The sequence below is a fragment of the Nocardia sp. NPDC050710 genome (genome assembly GCF_040654375.1).
In the GTDB taxonomy this organism is placed as follows: domain Bacteria; phylum Actinomycetota; class Actinomycetes; order Mycobacteriales; family Mycobacteriaceae; genus Nocardia.
This window is the reverse complement of the sequence record NZ_JBFAHV010000016.1, coordinates 20,489-41,493: the sequence shown is the minus strand read 5'-3', so window position 1 is coordinate 41,493 and position 21,005 is coordinate 20,489. Positions and strand designations below refer to the sequence as shown.

Sequence of the window (21,005 nt, the reverse complement as noted above, 5' to 3'; positions counted from 1 at the left end):
CAGGTCTACACCCGGGCCGGGCGACCGAAGAGCACCAGCTGCATCAGTAGGCAGACCCGCGTCTGCGCGGCGAACGGTTCCGAGTCGAATGCGCGCCCGAGGTCGACCACGACGGCGAAGGCGGCGTGAATCAGGAACCGGGCCTCGGCGGGTGAGAGCTCCGGCCGGACCTCGCGCAGTAGCCGGGCCCACTCCTCGACGCTGAGTCGCTGAATGTTGCGCAGCACCGTGCGCTCCTCCTGCGGAACATGCTGGAACTCCGTGTAATACACGAAGGTCAGGGCCCGCTCGGCGAACGAGCCTTCGACATAGTGGGTGATGAGCGTGGTGAGCGCGGCCTCCGGTCCGGGCGCCGCGGCCACCGCGGGGCCGATCGCACCCGAGACGCGTTCGGCGGCCCGCCGGAACGCCGCGGCCAGTAGGTCGCTCTTGCCACGATAGAAGCGGTAGACCGCCGAGGCGGCGGAAAGTCCGGCCGCGGTGGCGATTTCCTCGACGCTGACATTCGGGTAACCGCGGTCGTGGAAGAGTTCGACGGCCTTGCGCAGCAACAATTCGTGTTTGAACGAATCCGGGATCTCCACCGCGGCCGGTGTTTCGGCGGTCTTCTCGGCCGGCGGCAGCGGTGCCTCGGCAATCGACCGGCAGGCCGCGCCGAGCAGCCGGACGAGGGATTTCGCGGGCAGGGTGGCGTGATGGTCGGCGATGCTGGTGATCACGCTGAGCATCGCGGCACGCAGTACGCGGCGGTCGTTCTCGGTGAGTTCCGGTCGCAGCTCGCTCAATTGAACGCCGAGGGCGCCGAGTACGGTCAGCTGTTGCTCGGCCAGGATCTCTTGGTCGGGCTGCTCCAGATAGCGGGCTTCCCAGCGCACCAGGGTGACGCTGGACCGGTTCTCGATGGTGGCGCCGATCAGGGCGTCGAGTACATGCCGCAGCCGCTGCTCGGGCGACCATTGCGCGGCCTGCTCCGGCAGTTCGACCGATTCGGTCATGGCCCGGCCGACCCGCATCAATTCCTCGCGGAACAGCGAGTACTTGCTGGGGTAGTGGCGGTACAGCGCGGCGGAACTGATGCCGAGCCCGGAGGCGATGTCCTCCATGCTGACGCCGTGGTAGCCCAGTGAGCCGAAGGCGGCGGCGGATGCCGCGGCGATCTGGGCGCGCCGGTTCTTCGGCCGACGTCGGATCTCCCGAGGTGCCGCCTCGCCGGTGACCGCCTTGCGCGCCGTGCGGCGATTGTCGACACTCATGTCCCACATCGTATCGAGCCGCCACCGCGGGTGATTTGCCCAGGTCGGGGAGTGCTCCGGCAGTGCGGCTGGGCCGGGCGCATCGGCCTGGTGACGCGGGGGGTTGTACCGCGCCGATGCGCCCGAGTGTCGGCCGCCGGGTCCGGGATGACGCGGGTGGGAGCAGAGCCCGTCCTCCCTTCTGCATTCGAACAGCTAGTAACTTAATGCGATATATATGCATTACAGTTCTATTCGATATGACGAATTACTGTTTACATAGTCGGCATCGACTGCTGCTCGGAGTGTTACCGTTGCGTGTCTGATCCGGCTTTACAGGGGGTGGGTGCACGTGGGTACCAGTCAGGTCGCGATAGTCCTGTATCCGGGTATGACGGCATTGGATGCGATCGGCCCGTACGAGGTACTGCGGCTGGTGCCGGATGTGGAGGTGCGGTTCGTCGGGCATGAGCTCGGGCCCGTGCTCACCGACAGTGGGGTGCTGGCGCTCGGCGTCACCCATACCTTCGCCGAGACGCCCGCGCCGCAGATCATCGTGGTCCCCGGCGGTCCCGCCGCGACGGCGGTCGCCGCCGACCGGCGGGTACTGAACTGGTTGCGATCCGCGCACCGGACCAGTGCCTGGACCACCTCGGTCTGTACCGGCGCGCTGGTATTGGCGGCGGGCGGATTGCTGGACGGTAAGCCCGCCACCACGCACTGGGCCGCCCAGGGCGCCCTCGCACTGCTCGGCGCGGAGCCGCAGCGCGATCAGCGCGTGGTGCGCGGCGACCGCGTCGCCACCGCGGCGGGGGTCGCGGCCGGTATCGATTTGGCGCTGTGGTTGGTCGGTGAAACCTTCGGACCGCAACGCGCCCAGGCGATTCAGCTCGATATCGAATACGATCCGCAACCGCCTTTCGACGCGGGCCATCCCAGCAAGGCTTCGGGCGCCGTCCAGCGCATGGCCCTGGCCGACCAGGTGCGCCTCCTGGGTGGCCTTCGTCACAGTGGGACGCTCATCGGCACCGCTTCGGGTGCGCAGAAGGCTCTGTGGCGCAGTATGATCCGACGTATTCGCCGTTGATTTGCGGCTATCCCCGTGGGTGGGAATAGGGTGGCGCGCAGCGGAGAATTCGAGACGCAGTGAATCCGCGGACATAGAGACTGCGGTCCGGGGGAAGCAGGAGTTATGTCTGAGTCGGGTCCGCGAGAGTTCGGCGCTGTCGGCGATGAGGGGTATTCGACCGTGACCGCCATCCGGCCGGAGGTGCGCGCCGCGGTGCTGGACAGTATTCGAAACCTCCTTGCGGTCCGCGACGATTCGTCGTTCGACAGTGCCGACCTCGTCGCACCGCGCGGCAATGTGCTGGTCTTTCACGGCGTTGGTGGTGGCGTCGATACCGTCGCCCGGGAAATCGCCGAACTGCTCGCGTCGCGGGAATCGGCGGCCGCGTCGCCCGATTCGGCGCTGCCTCGCGCGGTGCCGGTCCGGATCGACGCGGAACGGGCAGATATCGCATCGATACTGCTCGCCATCCGGCGGGCCGTGGGCTATCCGGGCCGCCGAATGCCCTGTTTCGACCTGGTATTTCGGCGCTATATCGACTATGCCGGTATCGATGAGCCACCGGCGGAGTACCTCGGCGACGCGCTGTCCACCGGTATCGATGACGCCGTTCGGGCGCTCGGCCTGCCGCGACCACCGGGAGCCCTGGCCGGCCCGACCCTCGCCGCGGTCGTGCGCGCGCTGCGCCGGAATCCGTCGCCCGCATTCGGGTGTCGTCGGTTACCTGATCTCCTCGAGCTCGAACCGGATGCGGAGGCGCTGAGCTACTACCCGCATCTGCTCGCCTGGGACCTGGCGCAACTGCCCACCGAGGATCGGGTCCTGCCGGTGATACTGCTGGATGGTTTCGACGATCCGGCCGATCGAACACGGGAGCGGATCGTGCAGCGGGTGGCTTGGCTGTTGCCCAACGCGCTGTTCGTCATCGTCGGCCGTCATCGACTGCGCTGGGACGATATTCGCCGGTCCGGTGAACTGGATTTCGCGGGGCCGACGCGGTGGCCGCTACTCGGCGCGGACGCCGATCGCGAACCCCGGCAGCATCTGTTCGGCCGCCTTTCCCCGAGCGACAGCGAGGACTACCTGGCGCGCACCTTCACACGCGGGGGCCTGCCCCTTGTTCCGGCGCCGATACGCGCCATGATCGCCGCGCGATCCGAGGGCCTGCCGCTACATCTGGAATTCGCCGCCATGCGATTCCGTGAGCTGTCCCTACTTCGTGGCACGGTTCCGGCGGCGGCCGAATTCGACCTGGATTTTCTCGCTTCGGTGACGCGGGCATTCCTGGAACTCGCCCCGGACGAACGACAGGTGCTGCGCGCCGCGAGCCTGGTCGATTCGTTCTCACTGGACCTGGTAGCCACGATTGCCCGCGGCGCCGATGAGGACGCCGCCCGGCGTTTGATCGATCGGCCCTTCATCGAGTCCGATCCGGCGGGAGTCCGGCCGTATCGGGTGCCCGAGGCGGTGCGCTCGGCGATGCAGAAGATCGACGCGCGCTCGGCCGACGCCTGGTGTCCCGAGCAGTGGCGGCGGGCCGCCCAGCGCGCGATCGACGCGCTGGGCCGCCAGTGGCGTGACGCGGCGGATTCGGACGCCAGGACGGCGAGCGACTGTGTCGCACAGGGGGTGCGCTTGGTGCGTGACTTCGCGCTGCCCCTCGGTTGGTTGACCGCCGCCGGGGTCGGCTCCGCCCGGCCCTGAACCGTCAGTTCGCGGCGTGTGGCCGGACCGCGGCGTACCAGTCGAGCAGGTCCGGATTGTCGACGGCGCTGCGCTCGACCACGCGGCTCGGATCGGCGCCCTGGAACAGCTTCTTGATCGGCACCTCGAGCTTCTTGCCGGTGCGGGTGTGCGGAATGCCGGGGGCGAGCAGGATTTCGTCGGGCACGTGGCGCGGTGAGACCTCGGTGCGGATCGTGCTGTTGATACGGGTCTTCAGTTCGTCGGTGAGTTCGATGCCGGGGGCGAGTACGACGAACAGCGGCATCCAGTAGCCGCCGTCGGGTTGTTCGGCGCCGATGACCAGGGCCTCGGTGATCTCGGGGAGGCGCTCGACGGATTGGTAGATGTCGGAGCTGCCCATCCTGATGCCGTGGCGGTTCAGGGTGGAGTCCGAGCGCCCATGCACCACCACACTGCCGTGGTCGGTGACGGTGATCCAGTCGCCGTGGCGCCAGATGCCGGGGAACATGTCGAAATAGGCGTCGTGGTAGCGCTTTCCGTCCTCGTCGCGCCAGAAGCGGACCGGCATGGACGGCATCGGCTTCGTGATCACCAATTCGCCGACCTCGTCGCGGACCGGGTGGCCCTCGGTGTCGAAGGCGTCCAGCGCGACACCGAGGTAGGGCGCGGATAGCTCACCGGGCCACACCGGCACCGTGCGGACACCGCCGATGAATGCGGACACCACGTCGGTGCCGCCACTGATCGAGGCGATCTGGATGTGATCGCCGACATTCTCGCCCAGCCACAGCGCGGACGACGGTGGCAGCGAGGAGCCGGTGATGCCGACCGTGCGCAGCGCGGACAGATCGTGTTCGGTGCGCGGCACCGCGCCCGCCTTGATGCAGGCGAGCACATAGCCGGGGCTGGTACCGAGTACGGTGGCGTCGACCTCGGCGGCCATATGCCACAGCGCATCCGGGGTCGGATAGGTGGGGCTGCCGTCGTAGCAGACGATGGTGGCGCCGGCGAGCAGGCCCGCGATCTGGAAATTCCACATCATCCAGCTCGGGCTGGTGTACCAGAAGAAGGTATCGTCCGGACCGATATCCGATTGCAGGGCAACCGCTTTCAGATGCTCCAGCACCACGCCGCCGTGGCCGTGCACGATACCCTTCGGCAGACCGGTGGTGCCGGAGGAGAAGACGATCCACAGCGGATGGTCGAATTCGACCGCCTCGGTTTCGATCAGCGCGGCCGCATTGTCGGGATTGCCGACCGCCTCGGTCCATGGCATCGCCTCCGGCACCGACAGCCCCAGCTGGGAGACCGCGATGGTGCCGCGCAGGCTCGCCAGCCCGGCCCGCAGGGCCGCGATATCGTCGCGCTTGTCGTGTGCCTTGCCACCGAACCGGTACCCGTCCGCCGTGACCAGGACGGTGGGTTCGAGCTGACCGAGCCGGTCCAGCGCGGCCTTGGGCGAATAGTCCTGCCCGCACGCGCTCCACACCGCGCCGATACTGGCCGTGGCCAGGAAAGCGACCACCGCCTCGGGGATATTCGGCAGGTATCCGGCGACGCGATCGCCGGGCCGCACTCCGAGCGAACGCAAGGTGCGGGCGAATGCCGCGGTGCTGTCGATCAACTCGGCCCAGGACACCTCGCGTGGCTCGGCGTCCTCACGCACCTGCACGATGGCGGGCCGGTCGGCGTGGGCCTGGCGCACGATCTGATCCACATAGTTCAGCCGGGTGCCGGGGAACCATCGCGCCCCCGGCATATCGGTGCTCGCCAGCACTTCACCGCTGATCTCACCGAGCTGGAAGTAGTCCCACAGCGCGTGCCAGAAGCCGGATAGATCATCGACCGACCACTGCCACAGTGCGTGGTAGTCCGGCGCGGTGATTCCGGTCCTCGCTTCGACGAAGCGCGCGAAGTCGGTAATCCTGGCGTCGGCGATATCCCGCTCGGTAGGCACCCACTGTGGTTGCACCGCAATTCCTCCTGGCTCGGCGTGGTTCTAGGGTCGGCGTTCCGCGCGCCGAACGATCTGCTCGGCGTGCCGCAAGACGGGGGCGTCGACCATCCGACCCTCGAAGGCGAAGACACCGCGATGTTTCGGTACCTCGTCGAGTACCCGTCGGGCCCAGGAAATCTCGTCCTCGGACGGCGCGTAGGCCGTGCGGATGACCGGCACCTGGCCGGGGTGGATCGCCACCTTCGCGTCGAAACCGACGGCCACCGCATCCAGCGACTCGGCCCGCAACCCGTCGAGATCGCGGATGTTCAGATACACCGAATCCAACGCGAACTTGCCGTACGCCTTCGCGGCCAGCAGCGCCGTCGACCGGACATGGCGCGCCACATCGCGATATCCGCCGTCGGGCTGCCTGCTGGAGTTACCGCCGAGACCGGCCACCAGATCCTCGGCGCCCCACATGACACCGATCGCGTTGCGTGCCAGCACCGCGCGCTCCACCGCGAGAGCGCCGAGCGGCGATTCGATCAACGCGATCACCTCATAGTCGTCGAGCGAGGTGATCTGTTCGGCCGATTCGGTTTTCGGCAGCATGACGCGCCGGTATCCGGTGCGGGCCAGCGCGGTCAGATCCGCTTCGTGATCCGCGGTGCCGACGGCATTGACCCGCACGACGGTGGTCTCCGGATCCAGCGGGGTTTCGGTCAATGCGATGCGTGCGCTGTCCTTGTCACCGGCGGCCACACCGTCCTCGAGGTCGAGGATCACCACATCGGCTGCCACCGCGGCCTTTTCGAAACGCTCCGGTCGGTCCGCCGGGCAGAACAGCCAGCCGGGACCCGCCATCTGCCACGTCATGACGGCTCCGGGGCCTTGCGGACCAGTGTGCTGCGGGTCGCGGTGGCGACGAGGTCGCCGTGCTGGTTGCGGGCGGTGTGGGCGAAGGTCACGATGCCTTCACCGGGGCGCGACTTCGATTCGCGCTTCTCGGTCACCACCGTCTCGGCGTACATGGTGTCGCCGTGGAACAGCGGCTTGGGAAAGCTGATATCGGAAAAGCCGAGGTTGGCGACGAGTGTGCCCTGGGTCAGCTGTGCGACCGAGAGACCGACGAGGGTCGAGAGGGTGAACATCGAGTTCACCAGGCGCTGATTGAACGGCGGCTGCTGGTCGGCGAAGGCCGCGTCCAGATGCAGCGCCTGGGTGTTCATGGTCAGCGTGGTGAACAGGACGTTATCGGCCTCGGTGATGGTCCGGCCCGGGCGGTGCTCGTAGACGACGCCGGTCTCGAACTCCTCGAACCAGAGTCCGCGCTGCACAACCCGTTTCACAGGCCCAACTCCCGTCCGATCAGCATCAGCTGCACCTCGGTGGTGCCCTCGCCGATCTCCAGAATCTTGCTGTCGCGATAGTGCCTGGCCACAGCGTATTCGTTCATGAACCCATTGCCGCCGAAGATCTGGGTGGCGTCGCGGGCGTTATCCATCGCCGCCTCGCTGGCGACCAGCTTGGCGATCGAGGCCTCCTTCTTGAACGGCTTACCCGCCAGCATGAGTGCGGCCGCGTCGTAGTACGCGGTGCGCGCGGCGTGGGCGCGGGCCTCCATCCGGGCGATCTTGAAGGCGATGGCCTGGTTGCGGCCGATGGGCTGGCCGAAGGCGAGCCGCTCCTTGGCGTAGCGCACGCTCTCATCCACACAGCCCTGGGCCGCGCCAACGGACAGCGCCGCGATGGCGATGCGGCCCTCGTCCAGGATGCGCAGGAAGTTCGCGTAGCCCCGGCCCCGCTCGCCGAGCAGATTCTCCTCCGGGACCCGGACGTCGGTGAAGCTCAGCGGATGGGTGTCGGAGGCGTTCCAGCCGACCTTGTTGTAGGCGGGCTCGGCGACGAATCCGGGGGTGTCGGTGGGCACCAGGATGGTGGAGATCTCCTTCTTGCCACCGGACTGCCCGGTCACCGCGGTCACCGTCACCAGCGCGGTGATATCGGTGCCCGAGTTGGTGATGAACTGTTTGCGGCCGTTGATGATCCACTCACCGCTGTCGGCCACCGCGGTAGTGCGGGTGCCACCCGCATCACTGCCCGCATCCGGTTCGGTGAGACCGAAGGCGGCCAGCGACCGGCCACTGGTCAACTGCGGCAGCCACTGCTGCTTCTGCTTGTCATTGCCGAACCGGTAGACCGGCATGGCACCCAGCGAGACGCCCGCTTCCAGGGTGATGGCCACGCTCTGGTCGACCTTGCCGAGCTCCTCCAGCGCCAGGCACAGCGCGAAGTAGTCACCGCCCATCCCGCCGAACTCCTCCGGGAACGGCAGGCCGAACAGGCCCATCTCGGCCATGCCCGCGATGACCTTGTACGGGAAGGTGTGGTTCGCATCGTGTTCCGCGGCCACCGGAGCCACCACCGACTGCGCGAAATCGCGCACCGTCAGGGCGAGGTCCCGGTAATCCTCGGGCAGTGAGCCGGTGGACAGGTAGTCGGTCATGCGGAAATTCCTTCTCGCTCGGAGGTATTCGTTTCGACGGCGTCGGATGCGGCGGCGATGCGGGCCAGCGGCTGATCCAGGCGCACCTGGGCGCCCGGCTCGACCAGAATTTCGACGGTGCCCGCCACCGGCGCGGTGAGCGTGTGCTCCATCTTCATCGCCTCCACCACGACCACCGGTGCGCCCGCGGCGACCACGGCGCCCGACGGTACGGGCACCGCGATCACCGAACCCGGCATGGGGCTGCGGATCTCGGCGTCACCGACATGCTCGGCGCCGCCGCGTACATTCACCTCCGCGACCTCGCGCAATACGGTGACGCCGGACGGGCCCGCGACCCAGAGGTGTTCGTCGTATTCGGCCACCCGGTAGTCCTGCCGCACACCATCGAGGGTGAGGGCGAGTACCCCGGCGCCCGCCGTATCCGCGGCGGTGAACGTCGCGGTGAGCGTGAAATCGGCGGGGGCGGAGTCGGATTCGCCATTGCCGAGCCGCACCCTGGCGGCCTCCGGTGATCCGGTCAAGTAGACGTGGTGGATCCGTTCGCCGCCTGCCAGGCGGATAACGGTCGGCGCGGGCGACCCGAGCCGCCAGCCCGACGGTATATCCCAGGGATCGGCCGCGGCCACGGGCCAGCGGCGCAGCCAGTGGTACACGGCGGCGGCGATGAATTCCGTGTCGCCGACCGGGGCGGGAACGAAGTCGGCGACCCGGCGATCGAGCAGACCGGTATCGAGTCGTCCCGCCGCGACATCGGGATCGGCCAGCAGGAAGCGCAGGAATTCGATATTGCTGGTGACGCCGAGCAACACCGTATCGGCCAGTGCGCGATCGAGTTTCGCGATCGCGGCGGTCCGGTCGGCGGCGTGCGCGATGACCTTGGACAGCATCGGGTCGTAGTCGCTGCCGACCACGGTGCCGATCCGCAGCCCCGAATCCACCCGCACCCCAGCGCCTTCCGGCTCTGACAGATCGAGCACGGTACCGCCGGTGGGCAGGAAGCCGCGCCCGGGATCCTCGGCATAGACCCGGGCCTCGACGGCATGCCCGACCAGCCGGATGTCGTCCTGTGCCACCCCGATCTTCTGACCCGCGGCGACGCGCACCTGGCACTCCACCAGATCGACCCCGGTGACCAGTTCGGTGACCGGATGTTCCACCTGTAGGCGGGTATTCATCTCCATGAAGAAGAACTCGTCCGGCCGGTCGGCGGAGACAATGAATTCCACGGTGCCAGCGCCGACATAGTTCACGCTGCGGGCGGTATTGCAGGCGGCGGCGCCGATCCGGGCGCGGGTCGCGGCATCCAGCAGTGGCGAGGGCGCCTCCTCGATCACCTTCTGATGCCTGCGTTGCAAGCTGCATTCGCGCTCACCCAGATGCAGCACATTGCCATATTGGTCGGCCAGGATCTGCACCTCGATATGGCGCGGCCGGGTGACGAACCGCTCCAGGAACAGCGTGTCGTCGCCGAAGGCGGCGGCCGCCTCGCGGCGGGCGCCTGCCAGCGCGTCGGGCAGCTGTGCCGGATCCGCCACCATCCGCATGCCCTTACCTCCGCCACCGGCCGAGGGTTTGACCAGCACCGGGTAGCCGATATCGGTGGCCGCGGCGATCAGTTCGGCGTCGGTCAGGCCCGGCTTGGCGATGCCGGGCACCACCGGGACGTCGAAGGCCGCGACGGTGTTCTTCGCGGTGATCTTGTCGCCCATGACCTCGATGGCCCGGGCGGGCGGGCCGAGGAAGACGATGCCCGCCGCCGCCAGCGCGGAGGCGAAGGCGGCGTTCTCGGAGAGGAATCCGTAGCCGGGATGCACCGCTCGGGCGCCGGTGCGCACCGCGGCGTCGACCACCTTGTCGATGTCGAGATAGCTCTCGCGGGCGGGCGCGGGACCGAGCCGCACCGCGGTATCGGCCTCGCGCACATGCCTGGCCTCGGCATCGGCGTCGCTGTAGACCGCGACGGAGCGAATGCCCATGGCCCGCAGGGTGCGAATGACGCGCACCGCGATCTCGCCGCGGTTGGCGACCAGCACGGTATCGAAATCAATGGGGTGGGATTTGTTCAGCATCACGCGCTCACATCCGGAATACGCCGTAGGAAACGGGTTCGAGCGGCGCCTGCGCGCACACCGAAAGGGCAAGTCCGAGTATGGTTCTGGTGTCCGACGGGTCGATGACCCCGTCGTCCCAGAGTCGTGCGGTGGAGTAGTAGGGATTGCCCTGGTGCTCGTACTGCTCCCGGATCGGCGCCTTGAACGCCTCCTCGTCGGCGGCCGACCACGGCTGCCCGCTGCTGTCGAGCTGATCGCCGCGCACCGTCGAGAGCACCGACGCGGCCTGCTCGCCGCCCATCACCGAGATGCGGGCGTTCGGCCACATCCACAGGAAGCGCGGCGAATACGCGCGTCCGCACATGGAGTAGTTGCCCGCGCCGTACGAGCCGCCGATCACCACGGTCAGCTTCGGCACCCGCGCACAGGCCACCGCGGTCACCATCTTGGCGCCGTGCTTGGCGATGCCGCCCGCCTCGTAGTCGCGCCCGACCATGAAGCCGGTGATGTTCTGCAGGAACAGCAGCGGGATCTTGCGCTTGTCGCACAGTTCGATGAAATGCGCACCCTTCATGGCGGATTCGCTGAACAGCACGCCGTTATTGGCGATGATGCCCACCGGATGGCCGTGAATGCGGGCGAAGCCGGTCACCAGGGTTTTGCCGTACTCGGCCTTGAATTCGTGGAATCCGTGGCCGCCGTCCACGATTCGGGTGATGACCTCGCGCACGTCATACGGGGTGCGCAGATCCACCGGCACCACGTCGTAGAGCTCCGACTCCGGCGCTGCCGGTGGCGTACTCGCCAGCACCTCCCACGGGCTCGCCGGGCGGGGGCCGAGGGTGGCGACGATGCGCCGCACGATGCGCAGCGCGTCCTGGTCGTCCTCGGCCAGGTGGTCGGTTACCCCGGAAGTACGTGAGTGCAATTCGCCGCCGCCGAGTTCCTCCGCGGTCACCACCTCACCGGTCGCGGCCTTCACCAGCGGCGGTCCGCCGAGGAAGATGGTGCCCTGATTGCGCACGATCACGGCCTCGTCGCTCATGGCGGGGACGTACGCGCCACCCGCGGTGCAGGAGCCGAGGACCGCGGCGATCTGCGGAATTCCCTGGGCGCTCATGGTCGCCTGGTTGTAGAAGATGCGCCCGAAATGCTCCCGATCGGGGAATACCTCGTCCTGGCGCGGCAGGAAGGCGCCACCGGAATCCACCAGGTACAGGCAGGGCAGCCGATTCTGCAGCGCGACCTCCTGGGCGCGCAGATGCTTCTTCACCGACATCGGGTAATAGGTGCCGCCCTTGACCGTCGCGTCATTCGCGACGATGACGCATTCGCGCCCGGAGACCCGCCCGACGCCGCTGATGACGCCCGCGCCGGGGCATTCGTCGTCGTACATCCCGGTGGCCGCCAGCGGTGACAGCTCGAGGAACGGGCTGCCCGGGTCGAGTAGCTGATCCACCCGTTGCCGGGGCAGGAGCTTGCCGCGCGCGACGTGGCGCTCCCTGGCCTTCGCGGGTCCGCCGAGTGCGGCTGTCGCCAGCCGTTCCCGCAGGTCGCCGACGAGCGCCGCGTGTGCGGCGCGATTGTCAGTGCTTACCCGCCCCGTCGGCTCCGCCGACTGCCATCCCCCTGTGCTTACCCGCCCCGTCGGCTCCGCCGACTGCCATCCCCCTTGGGTAACCGCCATCACGCCGTCCCGTCATCCAGTTAGTCGCCGATAACTGGAATTCAGGTTAATCTTGATTAACCAAGATGTCCAGGCGGGGTGAAAGGAGCGCGTGTGACCAGCATCGAACCCGGCACGCTCACCCGCCGTGAGCAGCTGAAAGCCGAACGTCGCAGGCAGTTGCTCGAGGCGGGGGCGCGACTGATCGCCGACCGCGGTTTCCTCGGCATGCGGCTCGACGACTTGGGTGCGGCCGTGGGAATCAGCGGTCCCGCCGTCTATCGGCACTTCCCGAACAAGGAGGCGCTGCTGGTCGAGCTGCTGGTCGGGGTCAGCCAGCGGCTGCTCGCGGGTGGGAAGACGGTGGTGGCGACCACCCGGTCGGCCGAGGCGGCGCTGGCCGGCCTGGTGGACTTCCACCTGGACTTCGCGCTCGGCGAGCCGGAGCTCATTCGGATCCAGGACCGCGACCTCGACAATGTGCCCCCGACGGCGCGGCGCGAGTTGCGGCGCACGCAGCGGCAGTACGTCGAGATCTGGGTGACGGTGCTGCGCGAGTTGCGCCCGGAGCTGCCCGAGGAGGCGGCGCGCGTCCAAGCACACGCCGCCTTCGGCTTGATCAACTCGACCCCGCACAGCGCGACCGATGCCACCGCGATCCGCGCCCGTCCGATCCTGCGGCAGATGGCGATCGCCGCGCTGAGCTGAGCTCACCGAGCGCTCCAGCCACCGTCCATGGTGTAGGAGGCGCCGGTGACCATGCCCGCCGCATCGGAGACGAGCCAACCGACCAGAGCCGCAACCTCTTCCGGTTCGACCAGGCGTTTGATCGCGCTCTCGGTGAGCATGATCTTCTCGATCACCTCCTGTTCGGGGATGCCGTGGGTGCGGGCCTGGTCGGCGATCTGCTTATCCACCAGCGGCGTTCGGACGTAGCCGGGGTTGACGCAGTTGCTGGTCACGCCGTGCGGCCCGCCCTCCAATGCGGTGACCTTCGAGAGCCCCTCGAGTGCGTGTTTGGCCGTCACATAGGCGGACTTGTACGCCGAGGCGCGCAGCCCGTGCACCGACGACAGATTCACGATGCGGCCGAAGCCGTTGCGGTACATATGCGGCAGTGCCGCCCGGATCAACAGGAACGGCGCCTCCACCATGAGGGCGAGCAGAGCGCGGAACTGCGCCGGTGGGAAATCCTCGATCGGCGCGATCCGTTGCACGCCGGCGTTATTCACCAGGATGTCCACTTCGAGTGTCAGGTTCTCCAGCGCCTCGGTGTCGAGCAGATCGATCGCCCACACCGTCCCGTCGAGGTCGCGGGCGAGCGTCTTCGCGCCCACATCGTCGATATCGGCAATGGTGACCAGGGCGCCGCGCGCCGCCAGTTCCCTGGCGCAGGCGGCGCCGATACCACCGGCGCCGCCGGTGACCAGGGCGTGACGGCCGGTCAGGTCGCTCATTGGGCGGCCTCCGCCACCGGCGTCGCGGCAGCGGTCCGGGTGCTGGTCACGGCAGGCGACGTCGTTTCGGCGAGGATCGCGGCGTCGGCGACATCGATGCTCTCCAGCGAGATGCCGCGGGTCTCCCTGGCGAAGATGACGGCGACGGCGGTGACCGCCGCCGCGCCCGCGAGGTACCAGGCGATCGGGACCGCGGAATCGAATCGATCGAGCAGCCGGACGGCGATGATCGGCGCCAGCGATCCGGCCACGATCGAGGTGACCTGATAGCCCAGGGAGACACCGGAATACCGCATCCGAGTCGGGAACATCTCCGCCATGATGGCGGGCTGCGCGGCGTACATGAGCGAGTGGAACAGCAGGCCGATGATGATCGCCGCGAGAATGACGGCGTTATGCCCGCTGTCCATCATCGGGAAGGCGAAGAAGCCCCACGTCCCCGCGGCGACCGCGCCCACGAGATAGACGGGGCGCCTACCGAATCGGTCGCTGAGCCGCCCGGCCAGCGGGATCGCCACGAAATGCACGGCATGCGCCGCGAGCAGCCACCACAGGATCACCTTCGTATCGACGCCGACATGCACCTTCAGATACGTGATCGTGAAGGTGACCACCAGGTAGTACAGGATGTTCTCGCCGAAGCGCAGCCCCATCGCGGTGAAAACGCCACGCGGGTAACGCTTCAGCACCTCCACCACGCTGAACGAGGTGGCCTTGATCCGCTCGACCTGCTGTTGGGCCTCGACGAAAATCGGGGCGTCGGTGACCTTGGTGCGAATGTAGTAGCCGACCAGCACCACAACCGCGGAGAGCCAGAACGCGACGCGCCAGCCCCAGCTGAGGAAGGCGGCCTCGGACAGTGTCGAGGTCAGCGCCAGCAGGACGAGGGTGGCCAGCAGATTTCCGACCGGTACGCCCGCTTGCGGCCAGCTCGCCCAGAAGCCCCGGCCGCGATCGGGACTGTGCTCGGCCACCAGTAGCACCGCGCCGCCCCATTCGCCGCCCACCGCGAAGCCCTGGATGAAGCGCAGCGTTACCAGAAGTGCCGGTGCCCAATATCCGATCTGGCCGAAGGTCGGCAGGCAGCCCATCAGGAAGGTGGCGGCGCCGACCAGCACCAGACTGAACTGCAGCAGCTTCTTGCGCCCGTACTTGTCGCCGAAATGGCCGAAGACGATGCCGCCGAGCGGACGCGCGGCGAAGCCGACCGCATAGGTGATGAAGGCGGCGAGAATGGCGTCGAGATCGCTGGTGCCCTTGGCGAAGAACACCTTGCTGAAGACCAGCGTCGCGGCGGTGCCGTAGAGGAAGAACTCGTACCATTCGACGACCGTGCCCGCCATGGACGCGGCGACCACCCGTTTCAGGCCGGAGGGTGTCGCACCGGAATCGCTGTCCGGCGGCCGCTGGGTATCGCGCACGCTCATCGAACTTCTCCTTCAGGATCACCGATCACATCCGGATAGCAAATGTGACCGCCCCCACAATGCGTGGGCAGAACGAGTATTCGTGCAGATATCACCGCGCCGCAATGGCCACATGTGCACGCGGCATCTGCAAAGATGCACAGATGAGTGCGATGGCGCGTCGTCCCAGCGCCGATGACCTGCTGGTATTGCTCGCCGTCGGCCGCTCCGGGCGCTTCGTATCGGCCGCCGACGAACTCGGCATCAACCACACCACGATTTCGCGCCGGATCGCCGCGCTGGAGGAGACCCTCGGCGGCCGGGTGCTGACCAGGGTCACCGGCGGATGGGAACTCACCGACCTCGGCCGGTCCGCGCTGGCGGCCGCGGAGGCCGTCGAATCGGCGGTCAAATCACTCACCGCGGAGGTCGGCGGGACCCAGACACTCGAAGGTGTGGTCCGGATATCGGCCACCGACGGCTTCAGCGCCTATCTCGCCGCGCCCGCGGCCGCGGAGGTGCAGCGCAGGCACCCCAAGATTGCCGTCGAAATCGTGGCCGCGACCCGCCGCGCCTCCCAGCAACGTTCGGGCCTCGACCTCGAAGTGGTAGTCGGTGAGCCGCAGGTGTTGCGCGCCAAAGCGATTCGCCTCGGCGAATACTGCCTCGGACTGTACGGATCGCGAGAGTATCTGCGGGAGAACGGAATTCCGGCGACCATCCACGATCTCGCTCGCTATCCGTTGGTCTACTTCATCGATTCCATGCTCCAGGTCGACGACCTCGACCTGGCCTCCAGCTTCGCCCCCGCCATGCGCGAATCGGTCTCATCCACCAATGTCTTCGTCCACGTGGAAGCCACCCGCGCCGCCGCAGGACTCGGCCTGCTGCCCTGCTTCATGGCCGACCGCCACGACGACCTCGTCCGCGTACTCCGCGACGCGGTCTCCGTCCGGCTCGCCTATTGGCTCGTCGCCCGAGCCGAGACGCTGCGTCGACCGGAAGTGGCGGCCGTCGTCGACGCGATCTGCGCCAGGGTGCGCGAGCAGCGTGGGGTGCTGCTCGGGTTGCGGGATTAGGGCTGTGCGAGCGGCTCGGCGCATCCCGGGCGGTGTCGAACGGCTACGAGGCGAAGATATCGTCGAGGTTGTCGGCGGTCAGGGAGCGATCGATCCAGGTGGCGAGTTGGTCGAGGTCGGTGCAGGCATCGATGCGGTCGGCGAGGTCCTGGGGAACTACGAAGCCGCGCTTTTGCAGGATCATCATCAGCGCCTTGGCCTCGCCACGTGCCTGACCACGCGCTTCGCCCTTGGCCTCGCCGATGGCTTCGCCCTCGGAGTAGTAACGCCGGGCGTACTCGCTCTTGTACTTGTGGGTACCGGTCGTCATGAGGCTCTCCAAGAAGTGCCGGGCCGCCTTGGGAAGGATGGCCATTACCAGGTCAATGTACATTTCGCCGTTGGGGACGTCGAGTACGGTGAGTGCGGTCAGGATCGCGTCGCGGTCCGGATGGTTGCGATGGGCGATGGCCGACAACACCGTCAGTTCGGGGTTCGCGGTCGCGGTATTCGGATCGGTGATAACGGGGACGTCGTTCGGGCCCAACACCATTGGTGTGAGGATGAAACCGGGGGCGACCTTGATGGGTTTGCGGCACTGTGCGGCGGTGCGCTCGGTCGGGCACAGCACCAGCAGGGCGGTAGGGCAGCGCAGCCGCGCCCGCAGTGTGGTGACGTAGACGGGCCAACTCCACGGCTTGTCGCGGTCGGGCTGTAGCTGGACTTCGACGATGACAGCCAACACCGGAGTCGTCCCGGTCGCGAGCACCACCACGGTGTCCGCTCGGTATTCCGTCGGATCGATATCGGGAAAGTCGCCGCACTCCAGGCGCGCATGGTCGAATTCGGGTAGCGGAGTGTCCAGCACGAGAGCGAGTAGCTCGGCGGCCAGTTGCGGGCGGTGCCGGAACAGGTCGATCACGACTTCGTGCAGGACGGATGGCATGCGCGGATGCTATTGCCGACCACCGACAAGCTGAATGATCTTGGTATCGCGTTGATCCGGAGTACTCATGCGGCGAGGTGGGCGGTGTGGTCTGGTGCGAGGTCGCCGTCCACCATCCGATACACCGCGTCCATGCGGTGCAGGTGGGTGCGGTCGTGGGTGACGAGGAGGGTGGCGGCGCCGCGGTCGCGCACCACCGTGAGGATCAGATCGATGACGGCGGCGCCACGTTCGGTGTCGAGGGCGCTGGTGGGTTCGTCGATTACCAGCAGGGACGGATCGTTCATCAGGGCGCGGGCGATATTGACGCGCTGACGCTGGCCGCCGGAGAGTTGGGTGGGACGTTTGGCGTGATGGTCGGCCAGGCCGACGGCATCGAGTAGTTCCATTGCCTTCGAACGGGTTTCGCGACGCCGGGCGGGCGATGTGAGCAAGCGCTGACCGAGGTGTGACATGACTTCGAGTTGTTCGACCGCGGTGAGCGCGGAGACCAGATTCGACTGCTGGAAGCCGATCCCGATGGACGAGCGGCGCAAGGCGGCGGCCGTGTGGCGGCTCGCGGTGGCGAGATCGACTGTGCCGTTGATGGTTTCGAGCAGCACACGACCGGAATCCGGTCGGGTGAGGGTCGAGGCCACGGCGAGCAGACTGGACTTACCCGAGCCCGAGGGGCCGGTGATGGCGGCGACGCTGCCGCCGGTGACGCGCAGGTTCACCCGATTCAATGCGGTGAGCCTGCCCGCGCCGTCGGGGTAGGTGAGGGTGACATCTTCGGTGGTGAGGGCGGTGGTCATATCGGAGCTCCGGATCAGCGGGCCGCACCGAGCGCGGTGAGCGGGTCGGTGGTGAACAGGAAGCGCAGGGCGAAGGCGGCGCCGAGCAGGCCGAGCGCGATGAGTGCGACGGCCGGTAGCACGGTGGTGGCCGGACCGAGGACGAATGGCAGCGCGTCGCCGAGGAAAGTCGCCGCCACGACGGTGATTCCGAGGCCGACGGTGACACCGGCGGCCAGAACGAGGGCGGCCTGGGCGAGTGCGTCGCGCACCAGCGAGCCGGAGGTGGCGCCCAAGGCCTTCAGCGTGGCGATATCGGGCATGCGCTGGACGGTCCACACCGTGAAGAAGGCCCCGATCACCAGCGCCGAGATGACGAACAGCAACACCGTCATCAAGGTGAGAGACCCGTTTTCGGCCTGATAGGAGGCCAATGCCGACAGCGATCCGGAGACGCTGGTCGTCGTGGTGTGCGCGGCCGCGTTCACCGCGGACGGATTCGGGATATCGGATATCGCGAGAACGGTGGCGGCCCCGCCGCGCGGGCTCACCGCCCGCCAGTCGCCGGGCGTCATCCAGACCACCGGGGTGTGGCTGTACCAGTCGTCGCCGCGCACCGCGGACACGGTGAAAGTGTGCCCGCCGAGGCCGACAGTGTCACCCGCGGCGGCGTTCAGCTCCCCGGCCGCGCCGGTGCTGAGCACGACGGTTCCCGGCTCGGTTGCGGCCCGGTTGCCCGCAGTTGTCGGACCGGTGCCGAACAGCGCGACCTGGGCGGGGGGCGAGCCCGCGTGATCGGCCTCGGTGCGGCTGATGCCGACCGGATCGGCGGTGCCGGTCGAACCCGCCGCGTCCTGCCAGGCGGCCACCTGCTGCGGGTTCAGCGCGGAGGCGTCGAACGACGGCTGCGCGCCGGTATCGGCGAAGACGATGGCGTCGGCGCGCAGCGATTCCACCGCGGAGATGTTCTGGTGCGCGAGCCCGGCGGTGAGGCCGCTGAGAAAGCTCACCAGTACCGCCACCAGCGTGACGACCAGCGTGATGAGCAGGAAACGGCCGCGTGCGGCCCGCAGATCCCGGAGTGCGACGAACATGCCTCCACTCTCGCGCCGCGGACCTCCGCCGCCATCGCGCGTGGGATCGATCCGGCGCCGATCGAAGGTTGGCGGTCGGATTACACCTTTCGATGGATGCCGCGCGGATAGCCGCACATAAGCTGGCAAGGTGCATTCGTCGCCGCTCACCCCTGTTTTCACCGCGTTGCGGCTCGGGCTGCACGTGCTGGTGACGGCGCTGGCGGTGGTCGTCGCCGTCCGTGCGCTGCTGCCGGGCGCGCCGCATCCGCTGCCGGTGGTGTTGCTGACCGTGATATTCCTGGTCACCTACTTCGCGGGTGCGCTGATCTCCGGGCTGCCCGGCGCGACCCCCGTCTGGCTGGGCACCCTGACCCTGCTGTGGCTCGGGTTGGTCGCGCTGGCCCCCGATGCCGGATACCTCGCCTTCGGATTGTTCTTCCTCTACCTGCATCTGCTGCCGCGCCCGTGGAGCCTGCTCGCCGTGGCGGCCGCGACGGTTATCGCCGTCGTCGGATTCGGGGTGCACCGCGGTTGGTCGGTGGCGGGCGTGATCGGCCCGATCTTCGGCGCCGCCGTGGCGGTCGGAATCGGCCTCGGATATCAGGCGTTGTTCCGCGAATCCGCCGAACGGCAACGGCTGATCGACGAATTACTCAGCACCCGTGCGACCCTCGCCGAGCGGGAACGCACCGCGGGCAAGCTCGCCGAGCGGGAACGGCTGGCCCAGGAGATCCATGACACCGTCGCGCAGGGGTTGAGCAGTATTCAGCTGCTGCTGCACGCCGCCGAACAGGCGGCACCGGATCATCCCGCGCTGCAACAGATTCGGCTGGCAAGGACGACCGCGGCGGAAAACCTCGCCGAAACCCGGAGGCTGATCGCCGAATTGGCGCCCGCCGCGCTGGACGGACAATCGCTGGCCCAGGCATTGGAGCGGATCTGCCTGCATGCCGAGGGGCCGGGGCTGACCGCCCAGCTGGTGGTCGAGGGAGCTCCGGAGCGGTTGCCGATGCCGATCGAAGCCGCGCTGGTGCGCATCGCACAGGGCGCGGTCTCCAATGTCGTCCGCCATGCCGAGGCGAGCCGAATGCGTCTCACCCTGACCTACGCGGATTCCGAGGTCTATCTCGACGTCGTCGACGACGGCATCGGGATCGAACCGGCCGTATGGGATCGGGCTCCGTCGGGCACCTTCGGATTGGCGGCGATGCGATCGCGGGTGGAGCAGCAGGGCGGCAGCATGATGGTCGAATCCGAGCCGGGGCATACCGCCGTCACCGTGTCGTTCCCGCTCGAAGCGAGTACCGAAACCGGCAATGCGGCAGCCGTTATCGGATCCGCCGAATCCGGTTCGACATCGCGGGGTGGCTATCACGAATCCATGCCGGGTCGCGGCGCGCCTGAGCCTCGCGCGATGTCATCGGAACCTGTTGATTTCCAGGGTAATTCGTCTGCATCCGATACTGATCAGCCGGAGGGCCGCGCATGATCCGCCTGCTCCTGGCCGACGACCACGCCATCGTCCGCGCCGGTCTGCGAGCACTGCTGGCGGGCGCCGGGGATATCACCGTGGCAGGCGAGGCGCAGACCGCCGAGGAGGCGGTCGCCTTCTGCGCCACCACGCCGGTCGACCTGGTGCTGATGGACTTGAGTTTCGGCCCCGGTCGCTCCGGGGTCGATGCCACCACCGAACTGCGCGCGCTGCCGCAACCGCCGAACGTACTGGTGGTCACCAACTACGACACCGACGCCGACATTCTCGGCGCCATCGAGGCGGGCGCCTGTGGATACATCCTGAAGGACACTCCGCCCGCGGAGCTGCTGGCCGCGGTGCGGTCCGCGGCGGCGGGGGAGAGTGTGCTGTCCCCCGCGGTGGCATCGAAACTGATGACCCGGGTGCGCCGCGCCGACACCACGCTGAGCCCGCGCGAAATCGAGGTGCTGCGGCTGGTCGCCGACGGCCGCTCGAACAGGGAAATCGCCAAGGAACTGTTCCTCAGCGAGACCACCGTCAAATCCCACCTGGTCCACATCTACGCGAAACTCGGTGTGCGGTCCCGCACTTCAGCCGTCGCCCGCGCCCGCGAACAAGGCGCGATCTAACCGCGCCGACGCTCAGGGTGATCCGCCTCCACAG

At 67.8% G+C, this 21,005-nt stretch carries 18 protein-coding genes; 6 read left to right on the top strand and 12 right to left on the bottom strand.

The window, feature by feature from the left end:
* Window positions 1-5: 5 nt before the first annotated feature.
* Window positions 6-1,253 (bottom strand): TetR/AcrR family transcriptional regulator, encoded by a 1,248-nt coding sequence (locus AB0H61_RS24565; RefSeq protein ID WP_357308446.1) that lies wholly within the window; start codon window positions 1,251-1,253, stop codon window positions 6-8.
* 331 nt (window positions 1,254-1,584) lie between these two features.
* Here AB0H61_RS24565 and AB0H61_RS24560 point away from each other — a divergent pair, with 331 nt between their 5' ends.
* Both AB0H61_RS24560 and AB0H61_RS24555 read left to right on the top strand, forming a co-directional pair.
* Complete coding sequence (locus tag AB0H61_RS24560; protein WP_357308443.1) at window positions 1,585-2,319, top strand: DJ-1/PfpI family protein; 735 nt, start codon at window positions 1,585-1,587, stop codon at window positions 2,317-2,319.
* A gap of 105 nt (window positions 2,320-2,424) precedes the next feature.
* Window positions 2,425-4,005, top strand: a complete 1,581-nt coding sequence (locus AB0H61_RS24555) for a hypothetical protein (RefSeq protein ID WP_357308440.1) — start codon at window positions 2,425-2,427, stop codon at window positions 4,003-4,005.
* 4 nt (window positions 4,006-4,009) lie between these two features.
* On the opposite strand, the gene AB0H61_RS24550 is transcribed toward AB0H61_RS24555, so the two are convergent.
* From AB0H61_RS24550 to AB0H61_RS24525, 6 genes are read right to left on the bottom strand one after another with little or no spacing between them, the layout of a single operon-like run.
* On the bottom strand, window positions 4,010-5,959 hold the full coding sequence (locus tag AB0H61_RS24550) for an acetoacetate--CoA ligase (RefSeq protein WP_357308437.1): 1,950 nt from the start codon (window positions 5,957-5,959) through the stop codon (window positions 4,010-4,012).
* Window positions 5,960-5,986: 27 nt separating this feature from the next.
* Entirely contained in the window at window positions 5,987-6,802 is an 816-nt protein-coding gene (locus tag AB0H61_RS24545; protein ID WP_357308434.1) for a CoA ester lyase, read from the bottom strand.
* Window positions 6,799-7,275 carry a MaoC family dehydratase gene (locus AB0H61_RS24540; RefSeq protein ID WP_357308431.1) on the bottom strand — a complete coding sequence of 159 codons (477 nt, stop codon included), beginning with the start codon at window positions 7,273-7,275 and terminating at the stop codon, window positions 6,799-6,801. The genes AB0H61_RS24545 and AB0H61_RS24540 overlap by 4 nt, the downstream gene beginning before the upstream one ends.
* A complete protein-coding gene (locus AB0H61_RS24535) occupies window positions 7,272-8,432 on the bottom strand; it encodes an acyl-CoA dehydrogenase family protein (protein ID WP_357308428.1) in 1,161 nt (386 codons plus the stop codon). Before AB0H61_RS24535 ends, AB0H61_RS24540 begins: the two co-directional genes overlap by 4 nt.
* Window positions 8,429-10,504, bottom strand: a complete 2,076-nt coding sequence (locus AB0H61_RS24530; protein ID WP_357308425.1) for a biotin carboxylase N-terminal domain-containing protein — start codon at window positions 10,502-10,504, stop codon at window positions 8,429-8,431. Before AB0H61_RS24530 ends, AB0H61_RS24535 begins: the two co-directional genes overlap by 4 nt.
* Window positions 10,505-10,511: 7 nt before the next feature.
* Window positions 10,512-12,173 carry a carboxyl transferase domain-containing protein gene (locus tag AB0H61_RS24525; RefSeq protein WP_357308422.1) on the bottom strand — a complete coding sequence of 554 codons (1,662 nt, stop codon included), beginning with the start codon at window positions 12,171-12,173 and terminating at the stop codon, window positions 10,512-10,514.
* Between the two features lie 93 nt (window positions 12,174-12,266).
* On the opposite strand from AB0H61_RS24525, the gene AB0H61_RS24520 reads away from it, so the two are divergent.
* Window positions 12,267-12,860 carry a TetR/AcrR family transcriptional regulator gene (locus AB0H61_RS24520; RefSeq protein WP_357308419.1) on the top strand — a complete coding sequence of 198 codons (594 nt, stop codon included), beginning with the start codon at window positions 12,267-12,269 and terminating at the stop codon, window positions 12,858-12,860.
* 2 nt (window positions 12,861-12,862) lie between these two features.
* Here the strand turns inward: AB0H61_RS24520 and AB0H61_RS24515 are convergent, their stop codons facing one another.
* On the bottom strand, window positions 12,863-13,609 hold the full coding sequence (locus AB0H61_RS24515) for a 3-hydroxybutyrate dehydrogenase (RefSeq protein ID WP_357308416.1): 747 nt from the start codon (window positions 13,607-13,609) through the stop codon (window positions 12,863-12,865).
* On the bottom strand, window positions 13,606-15,036 hold the full coding sequence (locus AB0H61_RS24510) for an MFS transporter (protein WP_357308413.1): 1,431 nt from the start codon (window positions 15,034-15,036) through the stop codon (window positions 13,606-13,608). Before AB0H61_RS24510 ends, AB0H61_RS24515 begins: the two co-directional genes overlap by 4 nt.
* Before the next feature lie 143 nt (window positions 15,037-15,179).
* Between AB0H61_RS24510 and AB0H61_RS24505 the strand changes: the two genes are divergently transcribed.
* Entirely contained in the window at window positions 15,180-16,094 is a 915-nt protein-coding gene (locus AB0H61_RS24505; RefSeq protein WP_357308410.1) for a LysR family transcriptional regulator, read from the top strand.
* Window positions 16,095-16,137: 43 nt separating this feature from the next.
* Here AB0H61_RS24505 and AB0H61_RS24500 read toward each other — a convergent pair whose 3' ends face one another.
* The 3 genes from AB0H61_RS24500 to AB0H61_RS24490 form a co-directional block, all read right to left on the bottom strand.
* On the bottom strand, window positions 16,138-17,019 hold the full coding sequence (locus AB0H61_RS24500) for a hypothetical protein (RefSeq protein WP_357308407.1): 882 nt from the start codon (window positions 17,017-17,019) through the stop codon (window positions 16,138-16,140).
* A 65-nt stretch (window positions 17,020-17,084) separates the two neighbouring features.
* On the bottom strand, window positions 17,085-17,813 hold the full coding sequence (locus AB0H61_RS24495; protein WP_357308404.1) for an ABC transporter ATP-binding protein: 729 nt from the start codon (window positions 17,811-17,813) through the stop codon (window positions 17,085-17,087).
* 14 nt (window positions 17,814-17,827) lie between these two features.
* Window positions 17,828-18,886 carry an ABC transporter permease gene (locus AB0H61_RS24490; RefSeq protein WP_357308401.1) on the bottom strand — a complete coding sequence of 353 codons (1,059 nt, stop codon included), beginning with the start codon at window positions 18,884-18,886 and terminating at the stop codon, window positions 17,828-17,830.
* Between the two features lie 130 nt (window positions 18,887-19,016).
* Here AB0H61_RS24490 and AB0H61_RS24485 point away from each other — a divergent pair, with 130 nt between their 5' ends.
* Window positions 19,017-20,357: a sensor histidine kinase gene (locus tag AB0H61_RS24485; protein WP_357308398.1), complete on the top strand. Its 1,341-nt coding sequence runs from the start codon at window positions 19,017-19,019 to the stop codon at window positions 20,355-20,357.
* Window positions 20,354-20,971, top strand: coding sequence for a response regulator transcription factor (locus AB0H61_RS24480; RefSeq protein WP_357308395.1), 618 nt, complete (start codon window positions 20,354-20,356; stop codon window positions 20,969-20,971). Before AB0H61_RS24485 ends, AB0H61_RS24480 begins: the two co-directional genes overlap by 4 nt.
* Window positions 20,972-21,005 lie beyond the last annotated feature (34 nt).

Coding starts and splice junctions, on each gene's coding strand:
- AB0H61_RS24490 (WP_357308401.1), bottom strand. CDS start 18,886: ATGTTCGTCGCACTCCGGGATCTGCGGGCCGCACGCGGCCGTTTCCTG.
- AB0H61_RS24545 (WP_357308434.1), bottom strand. CDS start 6,802: ATGACGTGGCAGATGGCGGGTCCCGGCTGGCTGTTCTGCCCGGCGGAC.
- AB0H61_RS24555 (WP_357308440.1), top strand. CDS start 2,425: ATGTCTGAGTCGGGTCCGCGAGAGTTCGGCGCTGTCGGCGATGAGGGG.
- AB0H61_RS24495 (WP_357308404.1), bottom strand. CDS start 17,813: ATGACCACCGCCCTCACCACCGAAGATGTCACCCTCACCTACCCCGAC.
- AB0H61_RS24480 (WP_357308395.1), top strand. CDS start 20,354: ATGATCCGCCTGCTCCTGGCCGACGACCACGCCATCGTCCGCGCCGGT.
- AB0H61_RS24515 (WP_357308416.1), bottom strand. CDS start 13,609: ATGAGCGACCTGACCGGCCGTCACGCCCTGGTCACCGGCGGCGCCGGT.
- AB0H61_RS24525 (WP_357308422.1), bottom strand. CDS start 12,173: ATGGCGGTTACCCAAGGGGGATGGCAGTCGGCGGAGCCGACGGGGCGG.
- AB0H61_RS24535 (WP_357308428.1), bottom strand. CDS start 8,432: ATGACCGACTACCTGTCCACCGGCTCACTGCCCGAGGATTACCGGGAC.
- AB0H61_RS24510 (WP_357308413.1), bottom strand. CDS start 15,036: ATGAGCGTGCGCGATACCCAGCGGCCGCCGGACAGCGATTCCGGTGCG.
- AB0H61_RS24500 (WP_357308407.1), bottom strand. CDS start 17,019: ATGCCATCCGTCCTGCACGAAGTCGTGATCGACCTGTTCCGGCACCGC.
- AB0H61_RS24530 (WP_357308425.1), bottom strand. CDS start 10,504: ATGCTGAACAAATCCCACCCCATTGATTTCGATACCGTGCTGGTCGCC.
- AB0H61_RS24505 (WP_357308410.1), top strand. CDS start 15,180: ATGAGTGCGATGGCGCGTCGTCCCAGCGCCGATGACCTGCTGGTATTG.
- AB0H61_RS24565 (WP_357308446.1), bottom strand. CDS start 1,253: ATGAGTGTCGACAATCGCCGCACGGCGCGCAAGGCGGTCACCGGCGAG.